We start from the raw sequence: 21,118 nt of genomic DNA on the forward strand, positions 1-21,118 counted from the left end.
TAAATTTTTTATAAACCAAATAGTTGCGTAATTGGTCCCCATGGCAAGATAACACCTAACAGCATAGTAATTAAAATAACAATAATCGTTGTCCACAATAAACCATGACTTGATTGACCTTTTTTACGTTTTGCAAGTGACACTTCCATAAGTGCAACTACTGCTACGCCACCAATCATTTTCAACGTAAGTAACATATGCCCGCCAGCGTTACCAGATGAGAATGCTTGAATCCATGTCCAAAAACCTGAAATTAAAACTAATACCATAAACACTCTTAAGAGCATATGGATTGGTTTAAAGTAAGGTGATGCGCCTTGTTTTACTGAAAAATTAAAATAAGCAGCAAAGAACAAGATTACTAATAACACCCAACTTGCAATATGCATGTGTAACATAATATATAACCCCCACACAATTTTTACTTCAATAATATGTAAAACAGAAGTATGTTGCACCTTTTAATTAGTAAAATAAAAAGTGCCTTTCTTAATCATACTCAAAATAAGTATATTTTTCAAAAAAGAAATTCTGCACTACTTATTTTATTTGAATATGCCGGTTATTGCAATGTTAATTCTATTTTCCGCATATTAAAACCGGGCATCACATATGTCAGCCCGGTTAATATATCTATCGTTTATTTTTCTGCGATAAAATTAGTCAGTGTACCAATATTATCAATTGTAACTTTAACTTCATCACCTGGTTGTAAAAATTGCGGAGGATTCATTCCTGCACCTACGCCAGCAGGTGTGCCAGTTGCAATAATATCACCTGGATGTAAAGCAACATATTTAGAAATTTCTTCAATTAATTCATCTATTTTAAGAATCATTGCACTCGTATTACCATCTTGACGAATATCATTGTTTACTTTTGTAACAATATTCACGTCTTCAGGTGTAGGTAATTCATCTTTAGTTACGATGTAAGGTCCAACGGGGCATCCGCCAGTTAAACTTTTAGATAAGAATGCTTGATCTTGTGCATCTTGAGCTTTACGGTCTGTAACATCATTAATAATTGTATAACCATAAATGTAATCTAATGCTAAGCCTTTTGGTATTTTTTCACCAGATTTTCCAATAACAATACCTAATTCACCTTCATAATCTAATTGATCTGTAATATCTTTATGATTAGGAATTGTACTATTATCTCCAGTTAATGAAGAAGCGGCTTTAGTAAATACGTACAAGCGTTGAACTTCGTGATTTAATTCGTTAGCATGATCTTGATAATTACGTCCAAAGGCAATGACATTATTAGTTGGTGTTACTGGTGGTAAAAATTCAATGTCAGCAAATTGTACTTTATAATCTTCGCCTTTACCACTATCTTCTGCAGCAACAACTGCTTTACGAACTTCTTCTTGAAAATCTACGACTTGGTTTTGTTGAAGGCCGTCTAATAACGTTTTAGGATGGAACGCGCCCTCCGAAAAATCTGCAAAAACTTTTTGTAAGTCCCACGCAGCTTCTTCACGTTTTACTTTCACACCATATGATGTCTGTCCTTCATGTCTGAATGATAGGAATTTCATTCAATATCAGCTCCTCATCTATATCTTATTACATATTATAACTATATTTACTACTAAATAACAAATAAATAACTAGAATTTTCAAAATTCTATTGTTTTGTGTCTAATGCGTCTTATTTTAAGTAAGTAATTTTCCGCCATAACCACTCGATGGGTCCATACTTAAAGAATTTCAAATAATAATAACAAGCTAAAAGTTGCAAACTATATACAACTACTACGATAATATAAGATTGATAGAGCGGTAACTTGTTGTATAAACTTAATCCTATGTCATTATAAATGAATGTGAAAATGATACTTTGTGATATATAAACTGATAAACTAAGTTTTCCAGGATATTTAAAAATGTCTAGTACCTTCGCAGCTTTGGCATATTGACATAAACGAACAAAGATCAAGATGTATCCCATCGCAAGAATCGGACCACCTACCATTGAACTTATGACTGAAAACGTATTGTTTGCATAATCTAAGGCAAATGGAAGTTTAATAAAATAACCGATAATAAATAAAGTGCTCCCCCATGTCATGGCACTACGTGGGTTGTTTTGAATCTTAGTTATCAAACTTAATTTTTGTGCGGCAATACCTATAAGTATGTAAGGTAAAAGATCAAGATATGCAGCTCTTGTAACAATATCTATAACACTATACTTACTTTCCAATCCATTTACTTGTAAGAATTCAAAGTAATGACCATTTTGTTTGATATCAACCAATTGCGCAAGTGACTTACCTGAATAATTACTTGCTTCATGGCGACCTTTATTCCAGTATGCTAAAGAAATTGGAATAACCAATATGACAATTTTCATTATAAATAAGCCAGCAGCTGATTTAATTAAAGTCTTAGGTTTCAATTTGATAAATAAAACTGCAATCATACCGGTAAAACCATATCCAAATAAAATATCTCCATTAAATAAAAAATAGCCATGTAGTACACCAAAAATAAGTAAAACTACTAATCTTCGATATATAAAAGGATAATATGACATCCCTCTACGTTTACTATTTTCATACATAATGCTTAATCCATATCCAAATAACATTGTAAATATTGGATAAAATGAACTGATAACAAAAAGTGTAACAATGCGGAATAGCCCTTCATTGGCACCATTTAATACTCCAGGTAGATAAGTTTCCTCATAAGGAAAACTAAAAACTAAAATATTCATTAATATGATGCCAAACAAACTAAAACCACGTAATGCATCTAATTCAAATAACCTGCGTTGCGGTGACACAATATAGCACCTCTTTTTGGAAATTTAAGTATCAATTGAAAGTTGTCCAAATTTAAAGAAATATAAATATCCTTTAACTTCGGTTTTTAATATTGTTTCTAATGTGGTGCGGTAATATTCCATCTGTATCTTATAACGCGCTCTTAATTGAGCACCAATTTCTTCATCTGACATGTTCCGGCGTCTATTAAATGCGTCTGTCTTATAATCTACAAAATAATATTGGTCATCTTTTAAAAATATAAGATCAATCATACCTTGAATGATTGAAGCATCTTCGTCATCGGTTTTTAAATGATCCACATTGGATTGATTCACAACGAATGGTAATTCACGATATATTGCATCACTAGAGGCGATGATTGTGTATAGTTCACTACTAATAAATGTGTAGATATCCTCATAGCGCATATCGTCTTTCGCATCTTCCGGTATGATGTGTTTTTCAATCATTTGATCAATATGTGCATGTAATTCACGTTGTGATAGACCATCGCGTTTAAATGGTAGGTGTTGCATCACTGTATGCATCAATGTACCAACTTCATTTGCTTTCCTTTTAGAGCTATGACTTAAAAAGCCAGGTCTTTCATAAGACGATGTTCCTATACGATATTGTCTTACTCTATCATAATTTGTATCTGCTTGTTCCGTGTCTAGTTGACGTTTTAATTCAGATACAGACTGCTTTGAAGGTTTATCGACAACGTCTTGATAAGGATACGTATAGCTCAGCTGTTGATGAATTTGTGATTTAATTGCTTCGTCATTCGTATTCAGCGTCTCAATATCTTCTATCGTGCGTCGTTCACTTTCTTCAACTACCGCTTCTGATGCAATATCTTGATAAAAATCTATATTTAATTGAACATAGGGTTTCATCGTTGCATCGATGTCACCAATCGAGCGTTCAAAACGCAATTCATTCGGTAAAGCAGATGACTGATATTTAGACAATATTGGATAAATCATATCAATCGGTCTTTGCGCAGTTAGTCGATAACTTACAGGCAAATGAGTATCCGACACAGAAACTTGTTCAAACTGAGCTAATTCCTTCTCATCTTTAACACGTCCTATTAAAAATAATTGTTCTTTTGCACGTGTGAGCGCAACGTATATGAGTCTCATCTCTTCAGAGACCATTTCTTTTTCTGCAATGGCTTTATACGTAACGGAAGATAGCGAAGGATACGATAAATTACTTTCCACATCGTAATAAGTCATTCCTAAACCGTAAGTTTGATTTAAAATCACTGGTTTATGTAAATCATCTCTTCTGAATTTACGAGATAACCCCGAATATATTACAAAAGGAAATTCTAACCCTTTACTACTATGAATCGTCATCATTCTAACCACATCATCATTTGGACCGATAACGTTTTCTTCTCCAAAATCTTTGCCACGTTCTATTAATTCATCTATAAAGCGGATAAATTGATATAAACCACGGAAACTAGAATTCTCAAATTCTACTGCTTTATTAAATAATCCATATAAATTGGCGCGACGCCCTTTGCCTCCAACAATACCACTGAAATATTGAATCACATAATGCTCATTATAAAACTTATCTATTAGCTGATAAACCGGATGGCTTTGGCTATAATGTTGATACATCTCTATATCTTTTAGAAATGCATCTAATTTTTTCACTAATTTTTTATTTGCAACATCATTCAGCATATAATTTTTAATTGATTGATAAAAATAATCATCGTTAGGACTAAATACGCGAATATTAGATAATTCATCTTCAGTAAATTGATAAATCACAGAACGCATTAACCCTACTAAATAGATATCTTGTAACGGATTATCAACTGTTCTTAAAAAGGATAATATCAATCGTATTTCTACTTGTTCAAAATACCCTTCTTTACTATTCACATGGAACGGTATATTGTGATCTTTAAACGCCTGTTGAATCTTACGTGCTTGACCATATGAACGTTCAAGTATGACAATATCTTTATAGCTTGGTTTACGATATTCATCTAATTTCATATCATATATTTCATGTTTATCCATTATTTCTTCAACTTGTTGTACGATATATTCAGCTTCTTGCTCTGCGCCTTTTAAATCTGACTCAGCATCTTCTATCAACATATTCATCTGAACATCATGAGGCTTATCATCATAAGGAGCACCATAATACAATTGTGCAGCATCGTCATATACAATTTCTCCTACTGCTTCATCCATCATATGTTTGAATAAATAATTCGTTGTTGTTAGTACTTCTTCTCTTGAACGAAAGTTTTGTGACAAATCAATTCTCATACCATTTTCTAAGCCATCTAATGAAAAACGATTATATTTTCCTATAAATAAACTTGGATCTGCCTGTCTAAATTTATAGATAGACTGTTTCACGTCACCTACCATGAATAAGTTGCCGTCTGACTCGTTACCTCGTTTAATACATGATAATATTTTCTCTTGAACTCTATTCGTATCTTGATATTCATCAACAAGAATTTCTTCAAATTGTTGACGGTACATGTCCGCAATTTCTGAAGGCGTATCGTCATCATTCATTAATACGCGTAACGCAAAATGTTCATAATCAGAAAAATCCAAGAGATTTCTACTTCTTTTTTTCGAATTAAATTGCTTTATTACATCTGCTGTCACTTGCGTTAGATATGATACTCTCGGTGCTAAGCGCTGCATATCAAGCTTCAATTCTTCTGCTTCACGTGAAAAATAATCTTCCTGAACTTTTGAGACCAATGCTTTATATTGATCATAGTGTTTTTTACCATCATCATACGCATCAAGCATCATCTCATTCGCTTCTTTAATCTTCTTATTTTTAGCTGGGAAACGCGCTTCAAATTGGTGTTCAGCAATGACTTGCGTATTCAATTGACCGCCTTCCATCGCTTGATTTAAAAAGTGTCGTTCCTTATCTAATACAGCTACTTGTTTATCTACTTCTTCTAGCATCATGAATAAATCATAACTTTTATTCAACGCTTCTAATGCTGAATTCATAAAAATCATTGCTACTTCATTCAATAATTGTAGTAAATCATCTTGTTGCTCAGCATTGTAATAAGGGTCTGCTAAATTTTGCAGCCAAGTTAAAGGATTGGGATTCGCCACACTAAAATAAAACATTTGTTTAATCGTATTCCGTAATTGATCATCATTTCGATCAGACGATAATTGTTCAGTCAAATCTACGAAACTTGGGTCTAACACATCATAATGACTTTCCAATACTTCATCAATCGTTTGTTCAAGCAATAAAATATTTTCCGCTTCACTACTTGTTCTAAAGTTTGGATCAATATCTAAAACATCGTAATGGTGTTGTATTAATTTCAAACAAAAACTATGGAGTGTAGAAATTTGTGCTTGGTGAATTTTGATCCGCTGATTTTTCAAATGTGCATTATCAGGTGATGCCATAGATGCTTCTTGAATACGTTGATCTACACGATGTTTCATTTCACGTGCACTTGCGTTTGTAAAAGTCACTACAAGTAAGCGGTCAACATCTATTTTATCTTTGATAATCCGCTGAATAATACGCTCAACTAAAACAGCTGTTTTGCCTGATCCTGCAGCCGCAGCTACAAGTACATCTTGTCCTTTGGCATAAATACTTTTCCATTGGTTATCAGTCCATCTTGTATCAGCTGGCTTTGCTGGAATTTGACTCATAATTCATCTTCCTCGCTTTCTAACTCCACATTTTGCACTGCTTCTAACGGATTAATCGACTCGTCTACAGTACGATAACGTTTGCTATCAATAGCACCATCTACATGACATACAGATTTATAATTACAAAATTCACAAGGTAATGTTTGATTATATTTCATTGGTGCAACTTCTGTATGACCATCCATAATACTGGAGGCAGTTTCAATAAAATTCTTTTTATTATGCTTTATTAATTTATAAATTGTTTCTTCATCTGCAACTTTACCGTTACTTTTAATTCCGCCATCTTTTTTCAATCCAAGTGGTACAATATCAGAATTATAACTTGGCTCTAATCTTGTATCAAAAGCATCTAATACTGATTCATCACTATTTAATAATCCACTTAATTTAAACGAATTAATAAACTCTGTATCTCTTTTATCTTCATTTAATTGGTTCCACGCTAATTTAATACGCGGTTCATGAACATGAAAATATAAAAGTCCTCCTGGTTTAGTCATCTCTGTTAAACCAAGACGTGATTTATTTTGTAACACAATATCCATATACGTCATCATTTGCATTTGCATACCATAATAGACTTTAGTCAAATCTAGTGTCCCACTATATTTTGAAGACTTATAATCAATAATATTCACAAAACTTTGATCACCTTGCTGATATGTATCTATACGATCAATTTGTCCACGAATATTGATTGGAACGCCTTGTGTTGTCTTCAATGGCTCAGCTAACAATTCACTATTATCACGCGGTTTTCTTCTAAATCCTGCTTCGAAACGTTGTGGTGTAAATTTTGTGTGACTACCTTGATATTTGAGCGCAGTCAAAGTGGTCTCAACAATAGCGCCGATTCGTTGCGATAAATAGCGATAGTAAGCCGTTGAATTCAACAAGTTAAATTGAACTTCAGGTAATATTTCAGATAAAGCTTCTAATGTTAATTTATGAATTTGTTTCGTATTTAAGTTTTTAAAGTCACCATTCACTTTTTCTGAAATGAATTTCAACACTTGGTGGAAAATATCACCTAAATCAAAATTTTCAAGTTTGTATTTTGTACGTTCGTTAAGTCGTAAACCATGTGAGGCAAAATGTTTAAATGGACAAGCTTGATATCCTTCAAATCTGGATACACTTGCATTAATCGTCTTCCCATATAAATCTGAAGACAATGATTCACTTAATTGGACCGTTTCATTATCATACATTAATGCCGATAATAAGTAACTCAAACCATCATTTAAATTGTTATCGTCTCTCATCACTTGATATGTGTCTAACCATGTATCAGCCACAATCTCATCATCTAACCATGCTTTTAACGATTCAAATAATGCAATTTTAGTTTGATGTGGGTGTTCCATTAGTAATAATGGATTAGCTTGATGTTGATGATGAATATTTTGAATATCTAGATTTGTATATAACTGTTGAATTTGATTTAAAAATGGGCTCGGTTCTTTTTCATCTCCGCTAGTTCCCATCAAAGAATAAGAAAATGTAACAGCTATACGGCTTCTTGTCATAGCAATGTAGCACACAAATGCTTCATCCATTTGTAATATATCTGCTGTAGGGCTCAATTCTATCGTTGACTGTTCTTGGAAGTATTTCTTTTCGTCGTCTGTAATCAAACTCGATGATGCAACAGTTTGTGGCATGACCCCATCATTTACACCGACAAGGTATACATGTGCTTTGTTATCAACTTTAGCTAAATCCATCGTCCCTATACTCACTTGATCAATCGTTTGCGGTATCATCACAAATTCTAATTGCTCTAAGCCAATATCAAACAATTCTAAAAAACGTGTTTGAGTCATAGTCTGTTCGCCAAAAACAGTAACTAAATCATCCAATGTTTGAATAAAACCATTCCATATCTGGTCAATTTCTTCTGCTTTTTTATGTTCGCCCTCAACATCTAATGTGTCTCGGTCTGTCATCAATTGACTAGGTAAATCGAATGTTTCTATAGCTTCATAAAAGGCTGTCGCAAATTCAATTGCAGTTGTAGCATTATTCATTTTCGATTCAAACATCATCACTTTATCAATCACATCTGTTTTCATTTGAATTACACGTTCAAACGTTTCACGTTCTTCATCAGTTAATGGCTGGCGCTTTAATCCCATTTTTCTAAATTGTTCAACATGGAAATATTTTTCATCAATCCAGCGTTTGCCATAAATTCCACGTTCCAGTACAAAGTTTTCTAAAATATCAATAAGATAATGACTATCTTTAAACTTTTTAGAAAGTATATTTGTCTTAAACAGACGCATAAGTGGATCAAAATTCCAATTTGTTTGTATGACTTCAATGAGTGAGCGCATCATTTCCATTACTGGGTGATGCGTCATAGATTCTTTAATATCTATATTGTATGGAATATCATATTGCGGTAATATCGATTCCATCAAATATGCATAAGATTCATCTCTATACAAAATTGCGATATCTTGAAAACGTCTTCCTTGTTCGCGATTTTCTCTCAAAATACGACGAGCTACTTCATTAATTTCTTCGCGCATTACAGATGCCTCTAAAATTTCAATATTGCCTTGTGCCGAGATTGGCTCAAATTGTAATGCGTTAAAGTTATGCTCTAAATGTTTTAAATCACTATTATTAAACCGATTTGTTTCATTAAAACGTTTAGTGTTGACCTTAATATTCAAATCATTCGCGATGTCTTCAATATGCGTTAAAGATTCAGATGGTTTTCTAAATAAACTAAACGTATCTTTGTCCCCGTCTGTAGTTAATACTACGGTAACCTTTTTCGCATAACTTACTAAGCTACGAATAATTTGATATTCTAACGTCGAAAAGTTATGAAAACCATCGATATATATTTCGGCTCGTTTCAACCACTCAGATTGATCCATCATCGTTATAAAACGTTGAAGCGAATCCTCAGTTGATACATATTCACCATTTATTCTATCTTCTAAATGCTTATAAATAAGCGCGATGTCTTGCAATTTATGTTTCGTGCGTGTTTGTAACTGATTTGCAGCTATATATTCCTCTAATTGTTCTGGAGAAACTGCATATTTTTTAAAATCTTGTATTTGTTCATAAAGTTTTTCACTAAAACCATAGTATTTAACTTGAGAGCGATAGAGCTTCAACTCTGTTTGATGTTGTTGGATGATATCATAAATCATCATCTCTGTACCTGCTTTTGATAACTGTTGTTCCATCAAGCCACCGACTTCTTGAAACACACGGTAACTCAAACGTTCAAAGTGTAGCACTTCTGTTCTAAGACTACCACTTAGTTCAGGATCGTTTACAAATGCTTGTTCGAGTTGAAAAGTATTTTGCGTAGGAGCAATTAATACAATGGGATCGCCTAGTGGATCTTGTTTCATTTTACTTTTAATTTCTTCAATGATTTCATGTGACTTCCCTGTTCCTGCTCTTCCAATATAAGCATTTAATTCCATGGCAAACTTCCACTCCTTTGACTCACATTTTAACATAGAAAAGGTTCTTCTTTACGAATCTTTCATCTGACTGATTCAACTATTTTAAGTATTTGAATCAGTTCTTTATAAAAAATACCCCTTCATATGTTTTTTTAAATTCCGTAACGATCTCTGATTTAAATTACCTCTACGCTGATTAATGAAAATTATTTAATTTCATAGATTTTTGTATAGAAAAAGTGCTAATCCATTAAATTAACAGATTAACACTTCTCTTATAATATTAGGTAACCATATCTTAAATTCAGTTATTATTTATCTTGATCTGTATCAGGATCAAATCCAAATTTCATTTCATTAAGTGGCCAGAAACTAAATGTTACTTTACCAACCACTTGATCTTCGTCTATTAAACCAAATGAGCGGCTATCTTTACTTACTTCACGATTATCACCGAGCACAAGTAGCTTGTCTTCAGGAATTTTATTTTTCCCATCTACTTGATTTAAATCTTTTGTTTCAAAGCTGCCTGTAATATATTCATATTGTTTATTTTTTTTGTTTGAATCTAAATATGGTTCTTCTACTTCTTTACCATTAACAAACAATTTGTCTTTTTTGTATTCAACATTATCGCCAGCAGTTCCGATAACACGTTTAACATAATCGCTTTCTTTATTTGCATGAAAGACAATGACGTTACCGTTTTTTATATCGCCAAATTTATAACCAAATAAATTGACCATGACACGTTCGCCGTCTTTTAGCGTAGGATCCATGGAGTCACCTTTAACTGTATATGGTTTTGCCACAAAATTTACAATTAGTAATACCAATGCCACTGCAACGACAATCGACACAATCCATTCCAATATCTCTTTTTTCAATTTTTACACCTCGTCTATTTAATCAAAGTTCACTGTGAATTTTTCAAATGGGAAATACCTCAAACTCACATTTCCAATAATGTCTTCTTTCTGTATAAATCCAGTCGTTCTAGAATCTTGTTTATTTTCACGATTATCATTGAGTACAAAATAAGCATTCGGTGGAATGATATCTCCTTCAGATTGCTGAATATTTCTAAGTGATAAATCATTTATACTATTACTCGCATAAGGCTCATCCACTGCCCTGTCATCTCTGTATAACGTCCCGTTCTTATATGCAATAGATTGACCAGGTTTACCAATAATTCTACTGAATTGAATTTCATCGCCTTTACGATACATTATAATATCATTATTATCTAATATGTTAAATGTAGTTTTAATCTTATTTACAATAATTCGATCATCTTGTTTAAGGTTCGGAGCCATCCAATCATTTTTAATGACGGCGCCTGTAATTACAAACGCTTGTATCAATAGTACAATAATAATCGCAAATATTATGGAAATCAAATGTTTTACTATGAATCGCACGTTGTCACTCCTCTGAAGAATGCATAAAATGTTTCTCGATTTTTCGTCCTACAAACCATACTATTAAAATGACGATGATGATAGTTATCAATCTTGTAGGGCTTGTGAATAAAGTTGTAATATCATTCCCCAACCAACCTACAAGCCCAATCATTACAAATTTTGAAGCTATAAGAACGGTCAAATAGGCATGTGCTTTAATATGCGATAAACTTGCGACAATATTGACTAGAGCACTTGGTGTAAATGGAAAACACATTAAAATAAAAATTGGAAGAACGCCTTTTCTATCAATGAAATGTATCAATCTCTGAACAGAGGTACGTTGTTGTATTTTCTTCATATAACGTGTATGCGTAAGCCTTCTAAAAAATAGGAACACTATATAACTACCAGCCACTGTACCCATCCAAGCCAATAAAGTTCCGATTATAAAACCATATGCATTAACGTTAACAATGACAAATACAATGATTGGCAAAATAGGAATAAAAGCTTCAATAAATGGCAATAAAAAACCTACAATATATCCTAGGTTTCCGAATAAATCAAACCAATATTGTACTTGTTCTTCTGTCATCTAACCCATCTCCATCATTTCTATTGATTATAATTATAAGTGTAATATCATGTTTTTAAAACTATAAAGTACTAGATTTAATATAAATCAGTCTCGAGAATGAAGAAAGCATCATGTCAGAGACTTATAGTATTAGTAATCGTAATGTGCTTGAAAAAATATAGCTAATTATTATTCACTTTAGCGTTTTCAATACAGAAAAGACTCATTCCAAATTTATTTTTGGAATGAGTCTTTTCTTAAATCACTATTTTAATGAAACAAGTGTTTCTATATTATAAACGTTTTTCTAATTCTGCTTTTTTATCTTCAAATCCAGGTTTACCTAATAAAGCAAACATATTTTGTTTGTATGCTTCAACGCCTGGTTGGTTGAATGGATTCACACCTAATTGGTAACCACTCATTGTACAAGCCAATTCGAAGAAGTAAACGATATAACCAAATGTTTCTTCATCTAAACGAGGAATATCAACAACAATGTTTGGAACGCCACCATCTGTATGCGCTAATAGTGTACCTTCAAAAGCTTTTGTATTAACTTCGTCTATTGTTTTACCTGCTAAGTAATTTAATCCATCTAAATTATCATTATCTTCTTCTATAGTAATGTTATGTTTTGGATTATTTACTTTTACTACTGTTTCAAATAAGAAACGACGTCCTTCTTGAACATATTGGCCAAGAGAATGTAAATCTGTTGTATAGTTTGCACTTGAAGGATAAATACCTTTGAAGTCTTTACCTTCAGATTCGCCAAATAATTGTTTCCACCATTCATTGAAATATTGCATTGAAGGATCGTAGTTGATTAACATTTCAGTGTCATAACCTTTTGCATATAAAACGTTACGGATAGTTGCATATTGATAAGCAATATTGTCTTCTATGTTTTCTGATGACAATTCTTCACGTGCTTTAGCTGCACCTTCCATCATTGCTTTAATATCAATTCCAGCAACTGCAATTGGTAATAAGCCCACTGCAGTTAATACTGAATAACGACCACCAATATCGTCAGGTACAACAAATGTTTCATAGCCTTCATTTGTAGCTAATTCTTTTAATGCACCTTTTTCTTTATCTGTAGTTGCAAAAATACGTTTTTTCGCTTCATCTTTGCCATATTTATTTTCAAGTAATTGTTTAAACAATCTGAATGCAACTGCTGGTTCAGTTGTTGTACCAGATTTTGAAATTACATTGACTGAGAAATCTTTTCCATCTAAATAATCAATTAGCTCTTGTGTATATGTTGAAGATAAATGATTACCTACAAAGACGATTTCTGGATATTCATCACTATTTCTAAATGAAGAAGTTAACATTTCAATAGCTGCACGTGCACCTAAATATGAACCGCCGATACCAATTACTACAAATACATCTGTATTTTCTTTAACACGTTTAGAAGCTTCTAAAATACGTGAAAACTCTTCTTTATCATAATCAACAGGAAGGTCTATCCAACCTAAGAAATCACTACCAGCGCCTGTTCCTTCATGAATTGTTTTATGAATTGATTTAACGATATCTTTTTGTTGTTGTAGTTCGTGTTCTCCAAAAAATTCTAAAGTTTTACCATAATCTAATTGAATATGAGTCATTTGATATTGCCTCCAGTGTTTTTAGTTTCAGTATAATATTACTAAGTTTATTTTGACTATTCAAACAACTAGCCTATAATCAGTCATAAATTATGACAATTTTGCTAATTATTTTTAGCGTATCACTTTTTTTATTCATTATTATATACATATAGATATAACCTTTTAATCAACACTATTCCAATATTCGTAACATAAATACTTCCTTTAACGAATAAGCCTATCTGAATATTTTTGCATATTTATGTATAAAAGTGGTTTTATTTTCAATAAACATCTGCTATACTATTCAATATCAAATAAAAAAACAAATTTTAAAAATATCAATTAGAGGTGGAAATTATGAAAGAGAAAATAGTATTAGCATATTCAGGCGGTTTAGACACAAGTGTTGCAGTAAAATGGTTATTAGATAAAGGTTACGACATTGTAGCTTGTTGTTTAGACGTAGGTGAAGGTAAGGATTTAGACATCGTTCATCAAAAAGCATTAGATATGGGGGCAAGTGAATGTCACATTATTGATGCTACTGAAGAATTCAGTCAAGATTTCGTATCATATGCAATTAAAGGTAATTTAATGTATGAAGGTACTTATCCATTAGTATCTGCATTATCAAGACCTTTAATTTCAAAAAAATTAGTTGAAATTGCTAGCAAAACAAATTCAGTTGGTATTGCACACGGTTGTACTGGTAAAGGTAATGACCAAGTTCGTTTTGAAGTAGCAATTAAAGCTTTGGATCCAGAATTAAAAGTATTTGCTCCAGTTAGAGAATGGGCTTGGAGTCGTGAAGAAGAAATAGATTATGCAATTAAACATAATATCCCAGTACCGATTCAACACGATACACCTTATTCAATAGACCAAAACTTATGGGGTAGAAGTAACGAATGTGGTATTCTCGAAGATCCATATGCCACACCACCAGAAGATGCATATGACTTAACTAATCCAATAGAAAATACACCTGACGAATCAGATGAAATTGTACTTTCATTTGAGCAAGGTATCCCTACTGCTTTAGACGGTCAATCATATAAATTAAGTGAGCTCATTTTATATTTAAATAAATTAGCTGGTAAACATGGTATTGGTAGAATTGACCATGTAGAAAATAGACTTGTAGGTATTAAATCAAGAGAAGTCTATGAAACACCTGCAGCTGAAGTAATTGTAAAAGCGCACAAAGCACTTGAAACAATTACCCTTACAAAAGATGTAGCACATTTCAAACCAGTAATCGAAAAACAATTCTCAGAACAAATTTATAATGGCTTATGGTTCTCTCCATTAACAGATAGCTTAAAAGTATTCGTCGATAGTACGCAACAATATGTTACAGGTGATGTACGTATTAAATTATACAAAGGTAATGCAATCGTTAATGGCAGAAAATCGCCACATACACTATATAATGAAAAATTAGCTACTTATACAAAAGAAGACGCGTTTAATCAAGAATCAGCAGTTGGTTTCATCGATATCTTTGGCCTACCTACTAAAGTGAATTCTATGTTACATGGCGGATATAACGATGAGCAGTAAAGCTTGGGGTGGTAGATTTAGTGAACAACCAGAAGCATGGGTCGATGAATTCAATGCTTCTATCCACTTTGACAAAGCATTAATCGAATACGATGTCCAAGGTAGTATTGCTCACGCAACGATGTTAGCCAAACAAGGTATTATTTCTGATTCAGACTGTGAACAAATTATAGATGGCTTAAATGCTATTTTAGCTGATTATAAACAAGGTAATTTAAACTTAGACGTTTCTTTAGAAGATATTCACTTAAATATTGAACATGAATTAATTAAACGTATCGGTGATGCTGGTGGCAGATTACACACTGGACGTAGTAGAAATGATCAAGTCGCTACTGATATGCATTTATATACAAAAGAAGAAGTTAACTACTTAATTGAATCTATCACTGCTTTCCAACAAACTATTGTAAAAGTTGCTGAAGCACATGTTGATACAATTATGCCTGGTTATACGCATTTACAAAGAGCACAACCAATATCGTTTGCACATCATATATTGACGTATTATTGGATGTTAGAAAGAGATAAATCACGTTTCCAAGATAGCTTAAAGCGTATTGACATTTCCCCTCTTGGTGCAGCTGCATTAAGTGGTACTACTTATCCAATTGATCGTCATGAAACACAATCTTTATTAAACTTTAGCGCACTTTATGAAAATAGCATGGATGCTGTAAGCGATAGAGATTACATTGTTGAAACGTTACACAACATTTCATTAACTATGGTTCACCTTTCTCGTTTTGCTGAAGAAATTATTTTTTGGTCATCAGCAGAAGCAAATTTCATAACTTTATCCGATGTGTTTTCAACTGGTTCTTCTATCATGCCACAGAAGAAAAATCCTGATATGGCAGAATTAATTAGAGGTAAAGTTGGACGTACGACAGGTAATCTTATGAGTATGCTTATGACACTTAAAGGTTTGCCTTTAGCATACAATAAAGATATGCAAGAAGATAAAGAAGGACTCTTTGATGCTGTGCATACACTTAAAGGTTCTCTACGTATCTTCGAAGGCATGGTCGATACAATGACTGTGAATGTGGATCACTTACAAGAAACAGTCTACAATGATTTTTCAAATGCAACAGAACTTGCAGATTACTTAGTCAACAAAGGTGTGCCATTTAGAAATGCGCATGAGATCGTTGGTAAAATTGTGCTTTGGTCTATACAACATAACGTTTATTTACTAGACGTTCCATTAGAAGAATATCAAAACGCGCATGCTAGTATCGAAGCGGACATTTATGATTACTTAAAACCTGAAAACTGTGTAAGTCGTAGAATCAGTTATGGTTCAACGGGACAAGAAGCAGTAAAACAACAAATCAATATAATAAAGCAACAACTTTAGCAAAAAGAACTGGGAAACGTGCTTAAAAAAGCGGTCTTCCAGTTCTTTTTGTTACATATATAGCACCCTGTGACGTAATGACAGTATTGCTAGTTAATATATCTTCAAATAGCCACAATTCTTGAGAAAACAGCTTGTATTAGCCATTCAAGGTATAGTGTCGTTCTTTTATTTGTAATTTTTTGATATAAATTGTAATTATATGTTTAACATTATTTAGTTTGAATAAATATGTTGTAAATCCTATTCTTATTTCTGATTTTATTTTGTACTATGAAATTACAGTTCAGATTAAGGAGTGACAACATTATGAAACACGTCAGTAAATTTATCATTTCAAGTATTGCAGTAACATCATTATTGAGTCTCGGTGCATCTCCAGAGATTCACGCAAGTGGTAAAGGCAGTCAGATGGAAAATCAGAACGCTTCTCATTCACAACAAAGCGCTCATTCAAACGGTATAAATAATAAGCAGAACGAATTACATAATTTAACAGGTGAAAAATTCACAACAATCGCTCACAGAGGCGCAAGTGGCTATGCACCAGAGCATACCCTAGCGGCTTACGATAAGAGTCACAATGCCATAGGCGCATCATATATAGAAATTGATTTACAAATGACTAAAGATGGTCACCTCGTCGCAATGCACGATGAAACTGTTGATAGAACAACGAATGGTACAGGTAGAGTCGATCAATATACACTTGAAGAACTGAAACAATTAGATGCAGGAAGTAAATTTAATGCGGAAAATCCTCAATATGCAAATTCAAACTATGAAGGTGTCCAAGTACCGACATTAGATGAAATTTTCCAACGCTATGGTTCAGGTGCCAATTATTATATTGAAACAAAATCGCCTGATGTTTATCCTGGCATGGAAGAAAAACTTCTAGATACATTAAATAAACACAATTTATTAAATAGTGATTCGCTTGAAAATGGACATGTTATGCTTCAATCCTTTTCACAAGAAAGTTTATTAAAGCTACAAAACCTTAACCCTAACATACCGCTTGTACGCTTATTAGATAAGGGTGAATTACCTAGTATGACACAACAAGACTTTAATGCAATCAAACAGTATGTAGTCGGCGTAGGACCTGAACATACAGATTTAACAAAACAAAATGTGCATAATCTCAAAAAAGCAGGTCTCTTAGTTCATCCGTTTACTGTTAATGAAAAAGCAGACATGCAACGACTCAATGAATATGGCGTAAATGGCGTCTTTACGAATTATCCAGATTTATACAAACAAGTAATTAATGAAAATGAAACACAAGCAAAATAAGAATTTCCATTACCTACAACAAATGTCTAAATTAACAACCAAAATAAAAACTATCCTGTAAAATGTTATGTTATTTACTATAGTGATGAATTAGTTTATTATTGATAATAGCTATCAATAGGAGTGTTTTTTTGAAATATTTTTTAATTATTATTGGTGTGTTATTTACAGTCATTGGTTTTGCTGGCGTTTTATTACCTTTGTTACCAACTACGCCATTTTTATTAGTTGCAGTACTTTGTTTTTCTAAAAGCTCTGATAAATTTGAAAAATGGTTAGTACAAACAAAGGTTTATGTTAATTATGTTGAGAGCTTTAAAGAAAACAAAGGCTATACATTGAAGGATAAGTTCAAACTTTTGTTAAGTCTTTATATAGTTATCGGCTTTTCAATTTTCATGATAGATCATCCTTATATAAGATTGGGTTTATTAGTCATGGTAACGTTGCAGACGATAGTTTTATTTACTTTTGTAAAAACATTACCAGCTAATTTTTATGATAAAAAATAGCTGGTAAAAATAATAGTGTTGAGGAAAGTATTATTTTTTAATAATCATCCCATTACTGGATATATGGATTAACTATTAAATTTATTAAACGCATTTACTTAAAAAGTTAGTTTTCAAACTAACTTTTTAGAGTGTCAACAAATTCTGTGACTTTGTTGACATTTTTTTATGCACACTTTCCACGGACACAGCCTCTTCTGTATTCTTTGTCTAGTGCTTTTTTACCGAGTAAGGAATCGCACAATAAATCACCCTTTTTCAAAAGAAAATGAAATTAATATATTTACTGTGTCAACAAATAGAGATACCCTAAATTTCAAAAAGAATTAAATGATAAGTTTCATGGAATAGAGTGTTTCAAAGATATAATATCTATAAAAAACACCCCTAAAAATTAGATTTTTAAGTCCAACTTTTGGGGTTCACATCACAATTGATTTGTCTTTGTTTTAAAATGTGAGTTTAAAATGTAAGTTTTTTATTTGTAAACTTCGGTAACTATAATCTTCTGAAAAATTTAGTTTTTAATTATTATATTCAGATTTAAGCAAGCTAAACACGTAACTATCAACGAATTTTCCATTCAATTTTTCATCTTCTCTTAAAATGCCTTCTTGTTTAAATCCTAATTTGCGGGGGATTTTTTGACTTTTAATATTTTTAGTCGCTGTTTGTATTTCAATTCTGTTCAAATTTATTTCATTGAAACAGTAATCTATTAAAAATTTTGTGCATTTTGTCATTATTCCTAAATTTTCGTAATTTTGATCAATATAATAGCCTATAGATGTTTTTTCATTCAACCAATTTATGTAATGTAATCCGATGACACCAATCAATTGTTCGTTGTACCAAATACCACAGTGAAACCCATCATTTTCTATAAATTGATTTAGCGCAGATTTTATAAATTGCTTAGTATCTTCACTTGTTTTCGTGAATTTTACAAAGGGAAGCCATTCATTTAGATAGTCTCTTGAATTATCTACTATATTAAAAAGTGCTTGAGTATCTCTTTCTTCTAAAATTTTAAGGCTTAAATTGTCATTAATCTTTGTTTTAAACATAGTACTCCTCCTTTTAAAATCTTATAAGTGTGTTTATATTTTGATATTTTATTTAGGTGTAAAACGAATAATAAATGTATTTTCCTTTTCATTTATTATAGATTACTCAAATATCCTTTCTATTTATAATCACAATAATCGAAGATATAAAAAGCAGTGTTGCAGCTAACATAAATATGAATCTCACACCAAATAAGTCGGTCAAATTACCTAAAATTAGCGAGGAACCCCCGAAAATTGCCGTTATTAAAGCGTCTTTTGCTGAGTAAATATTAGGTAAAAGTCTATGAACCACACTCTTCTGTACTAATGTCTCTTGAGCAACATCCTTCATCTGATTTACCAAACCAAATAATAAGGATAATACTAATGCCATCCACGGAGTCGACGTTAAACCAAACATTAGAGTTGTTAAACTAGCTAAGAGAGCTCCAACTAAAATAACTTTACTGGAAAGTCTATCTACTAAATGTGACCATTTTAAACTTAAAAACCCACCTATCATTAATCCAGAAAAAAAAGTCGCGTTTATATACCCCCACCATTGTTCTCCAGTTTGCAAAACTTGGTCTACATACACGTACATAATTGCAGCTACCCATACCACATTTGCAATCGATTCAAAAAATTCTACGATACTAATAGTACGTAAGGTGGGTGTTTGCCAAATAGTTACCCATCCTTTTTTTAACACTTCCCAATTTGATAGTTTTATTGACTGTTCATCTCTCACTATATTTTTATCAATACTAGGAATTAAAAACATCATAAAAGTTGATGTTACAAACAAGAAAAATGTAAACCAAAGAACGTTTACTCCCCCTATAATAGCAACAAGCATTCCTCCAACTGCCCATCCGCCTAAACGAATTGTTTGATCAAGAATAGCAAGTAAACTATTAGCTTTCACCAGAGCATTTTGTTCGACTAATATTGGAATAAATGCATTTCTCGCTGGATTTGCCCATCCGTCTAAAAAGGAGATGGCAATTACAAAGAAAAAAATTAAAACAGTTGTGTTAATAGAAGAAAAAACATCTATATAACCTATAAGTATAATTATAGCTATTGTTTTACCTAATTGGGAATAAGCTAAAAGTGCCTTTAGGCTAACTCGTTCAATAATTAAAGGAGCTATGATGCCACTTACAAACCTTGATGCTGTTATAAAAAAAGGTACAAAAGCCATATAAGTTACAGAACCTGTTAATTCGTATATTATCGCTATTAAACCCACCATATAAAAAACATCTCCGCTATTTGCGAGAGATTGACCAATCCATAAAAAACGAAACGATGATTTATTCATCAGAAATTACTCCTTGAATTAATTTATTATTTAATTTTTATTTTAAATTAAATATAATCTTACATCGGGTCGTCATCCTTTTCTTTATATAGTTTATAAGGTGGAGTTAATTATTTAGCTATTAATATTCTTTTTTACAATAGCATAACTAAAAAAGTACGACAAGTCTGATAATTCGGAAAATAAATAACATAGCAGTTTAAATTAAATCAATGTTAATAACAATTATAAGTTTAGTATAGATTTTTGTGTAGCATACAAAAAATAAAGTTTTTCACTTTTTAAACTTCCACTTTGAAGAGAGCATATAAAATACAATAAATGTTTATTCATTAACCGAAATATGATTAAAGTTTCTACCAGTACTCATAGCCTTAGAAAAATGGATAATTAAATGTAATATACTAACAAAAAAATATCGATAAAGTTATACGTAATAAACTTCGTATAGCATACATATACGAAGTTATACGATCTATATTA

General features: G+C 32.1%; 15 protein-coding genes. 4 read left to right on the top strand and 11 right to left on the bottom strand.

Translation table 11 applies throughout. The features are described from left to right. Positions 1 to 8: 8 nt before the first annotated feature. The 9 genes from SOJ_RS10725 to SOJ_RS10765 form a co-directional block, all read right to left on the bottom strand. A complete protein-coding gene (locus tag SOJ_RS10725; RefSeq protein ID WP_002508119.1) occupies positions 9 to 398 on the bottom strand; it encodes a YisL family protein in 390 nt (129 codons plus the stop codon). Between the two features lie 242 nt (positions 399 to 640). Continuing rightward, a complete protein-coding gene (locus tag SOJ_RS10730) occupies positions 641 to 1,546 on the bottom strand; it encodes a fumarylacetoacetate hydrolase family protein (protein WP_002508120.1) in 906 nt (301 codons plus the stop codon). Positions 1,547 to 1,659: 113 nt separating this feature from the next. Then, positions 1,660 to 2,799 (bottom strand): DUF418 domain-containing protein, encoded by a 1,140-nt coding sequence (locus tag SOJ_RS10735; RefSeq protein WP_002508121.1) that lies wholly within the window; start codon positions 2,797 to 2,799, stop codon positions 1,660 to 1,662. A gap of 24 nt (positions 2,800 to 2,823) precedes the next feature. Continuing rightward, a complete protein-coding gene (gene addA / locus SOJ_RS10740) occupies positions 2,824 to 6,483 on the bottom strand; it encodes a helicase-exonuclease AddAB subunit AddA (RefSeq protein ID WP_193379195.1) in 3,660 nt (1,219 codons plus the stop codon). Further along, positions 6,477 to 9,944, bottom strand: coding sequence for a helicase-exonuclease AddAB subunit AddB (gene addB / locus SOJ_RS10745; protein WP_002508123.1), 3,468 nt, complete (start codon positions 9,942 to 9,944; stop codon positions 6,477 to 6,479). The genes addA and addB overlap by 7 nt, the downstream gene beginning before the upstream one ends. Before the next feature lie 293 nt (positions 9,945 to 10,237). After that, entirely contained in the window at positions 10,238 to 10,813 is a 576-nt protein-coding gene (gene lepB / locus SOJ_RS10750) for a signal peptidase I (protein WP_002508124.1), read from the bottom strand. An 18-nt stretch (positions 10,814 to 10,831) separates the two neighbouring features. Then, complete coding sequence (lepB, locus tag SOJ_RS10755; protein WP_002508125.1) at positions 10,832 to 11,350, bottom strand: signal peptidase I; 519 nt, start codon at positions 11,348 to 11,350, stop codon at positions 10,832 to 10,834. A 4-nt stretch (positions 11,351 to 11,354) separates the two neighbouring features. After that, on the bottom strand, positions 11,355 to 11,930 hold the full coding sequence (locus SOJ_RS10760; protein WP_002508126.1) for a TVP38/TMEM64 family protein: 576 nt from the start codon (positions 11,928 to 11,930) through the stop codon (positions 11,355 to 11,357). Between the two features lie 275 nt (positions 11,931 to 12,205). Further along, positions 12,206 to 13,537: a glucose-6-phosphate isomerase gene (locus tag SOJ_RS10765; protein ID WP_002508127.1), complete on the bottom strand. Its 1,332-nt coding sequence runs from the start codon at positions 13,535 to 13,537 to the stop codon at positions 12,206 to 12,208. Positions 13,538 to 13,879: 342 nt separating this feature from the next. Here SOJ_RS10765 and SOJ_RS10770 point away from each other — a divergent pair, with 342 nt between their 5' ends. The 4 genes from SOJ_RS10770 (at position 13,880) to SOJ_RS10785 (ending at position 18,259) form a co-directional block, all read left to right on the top strand. Beyond that, positions 13,880 to 15,085, top strand: a complete 1,206-nt coding sequence (locus SOJ_RS10770; RefSeq protein WP_002508128.1) for an argininosuccinate synthase — start codon at positions 13,880 to 13,882, stop codon at positions 15,083 to 15,085. Beyond that, positions 15,075 to 16,448: an argininosuccinate lyase gene (argH, locus tag SOJ_RS10775; RefSeq protein WP_002508129.1), complete on the top strand. Its 1,374-nt coding sequence runs from the start codon at positions 15,075 to 15,077 to the stop codon at positions 16,446 to 16,448. The genes SOJ_RS10770 and argH overlap by 11 nt, the downstream gene beginning before the upstream one ends. 309 nt (positions 16,449 to 16,757) lie before the next feature. Next, entirely contained in the window at positions 16,758 to 17,747 is a 990-nt protein-coding gene (locus tag SOJ_RS10780) for a glycerophosphodiester phosphodiesterase (RefSeq protein ID WP_002508130.1), read from the top strand. A gap of 131 nt (positions 17,748 to 17,878) precedes the next feature. Then, complete coding sequence (locus tag SOJ_RS10785) at positions 17,879 to 18,259, top strand: YbaN family protein (RefSeq protein WP_002508131.1); 381 nt, start codon at positions 17,879 to 17,881, stop codon at positions 18,257 to 18,259. A gap of 524 nt (positions 18,260 to 18,783) precedes the next feature. Here SOJ_RS10785 and SOJ_RS10790 read toward each other — a convergent pair. Both SOJ_RS10790 and SOJ_RS10795 read right to left on the bottom strand, forming a co-directional pair. Then, positions 18,784 to 19,326 (bottom strand): GNAT family N-acetyltransferase, encoded by a 543-nt coding sequence (locus SOJ_RS10790; protein WP_002508132.1) that lies wholly within the window; start codon positions 19,324 to 19,326, stop codon positions 18,784 to 18,786. Between the two features lie 106 nt (positions 19,327 to 19,432). Next, positions 19,433 to 20,635 (bottom strand): MFS transporter, encoded by a 1,203-nt coding sequence (locus SOJ_RS10795; RefSeq protein WP_002508133.1) that lies wholly within the window; start codon positions 20,633 to 20,635, stop codon positions 19,433 to 19,435. Positions 20,636 to 21,118 lie beyond the last annotated feature (483 nt).

The organism is Staphylococcus sp. OJ82 (assembly GCF_000294465.1).
GTDB lineage: Bacteria > Bacillota > Bacilli > Staphylococcales > Staphylococcaceae > Staphylococcus > Staphylococcus equorum.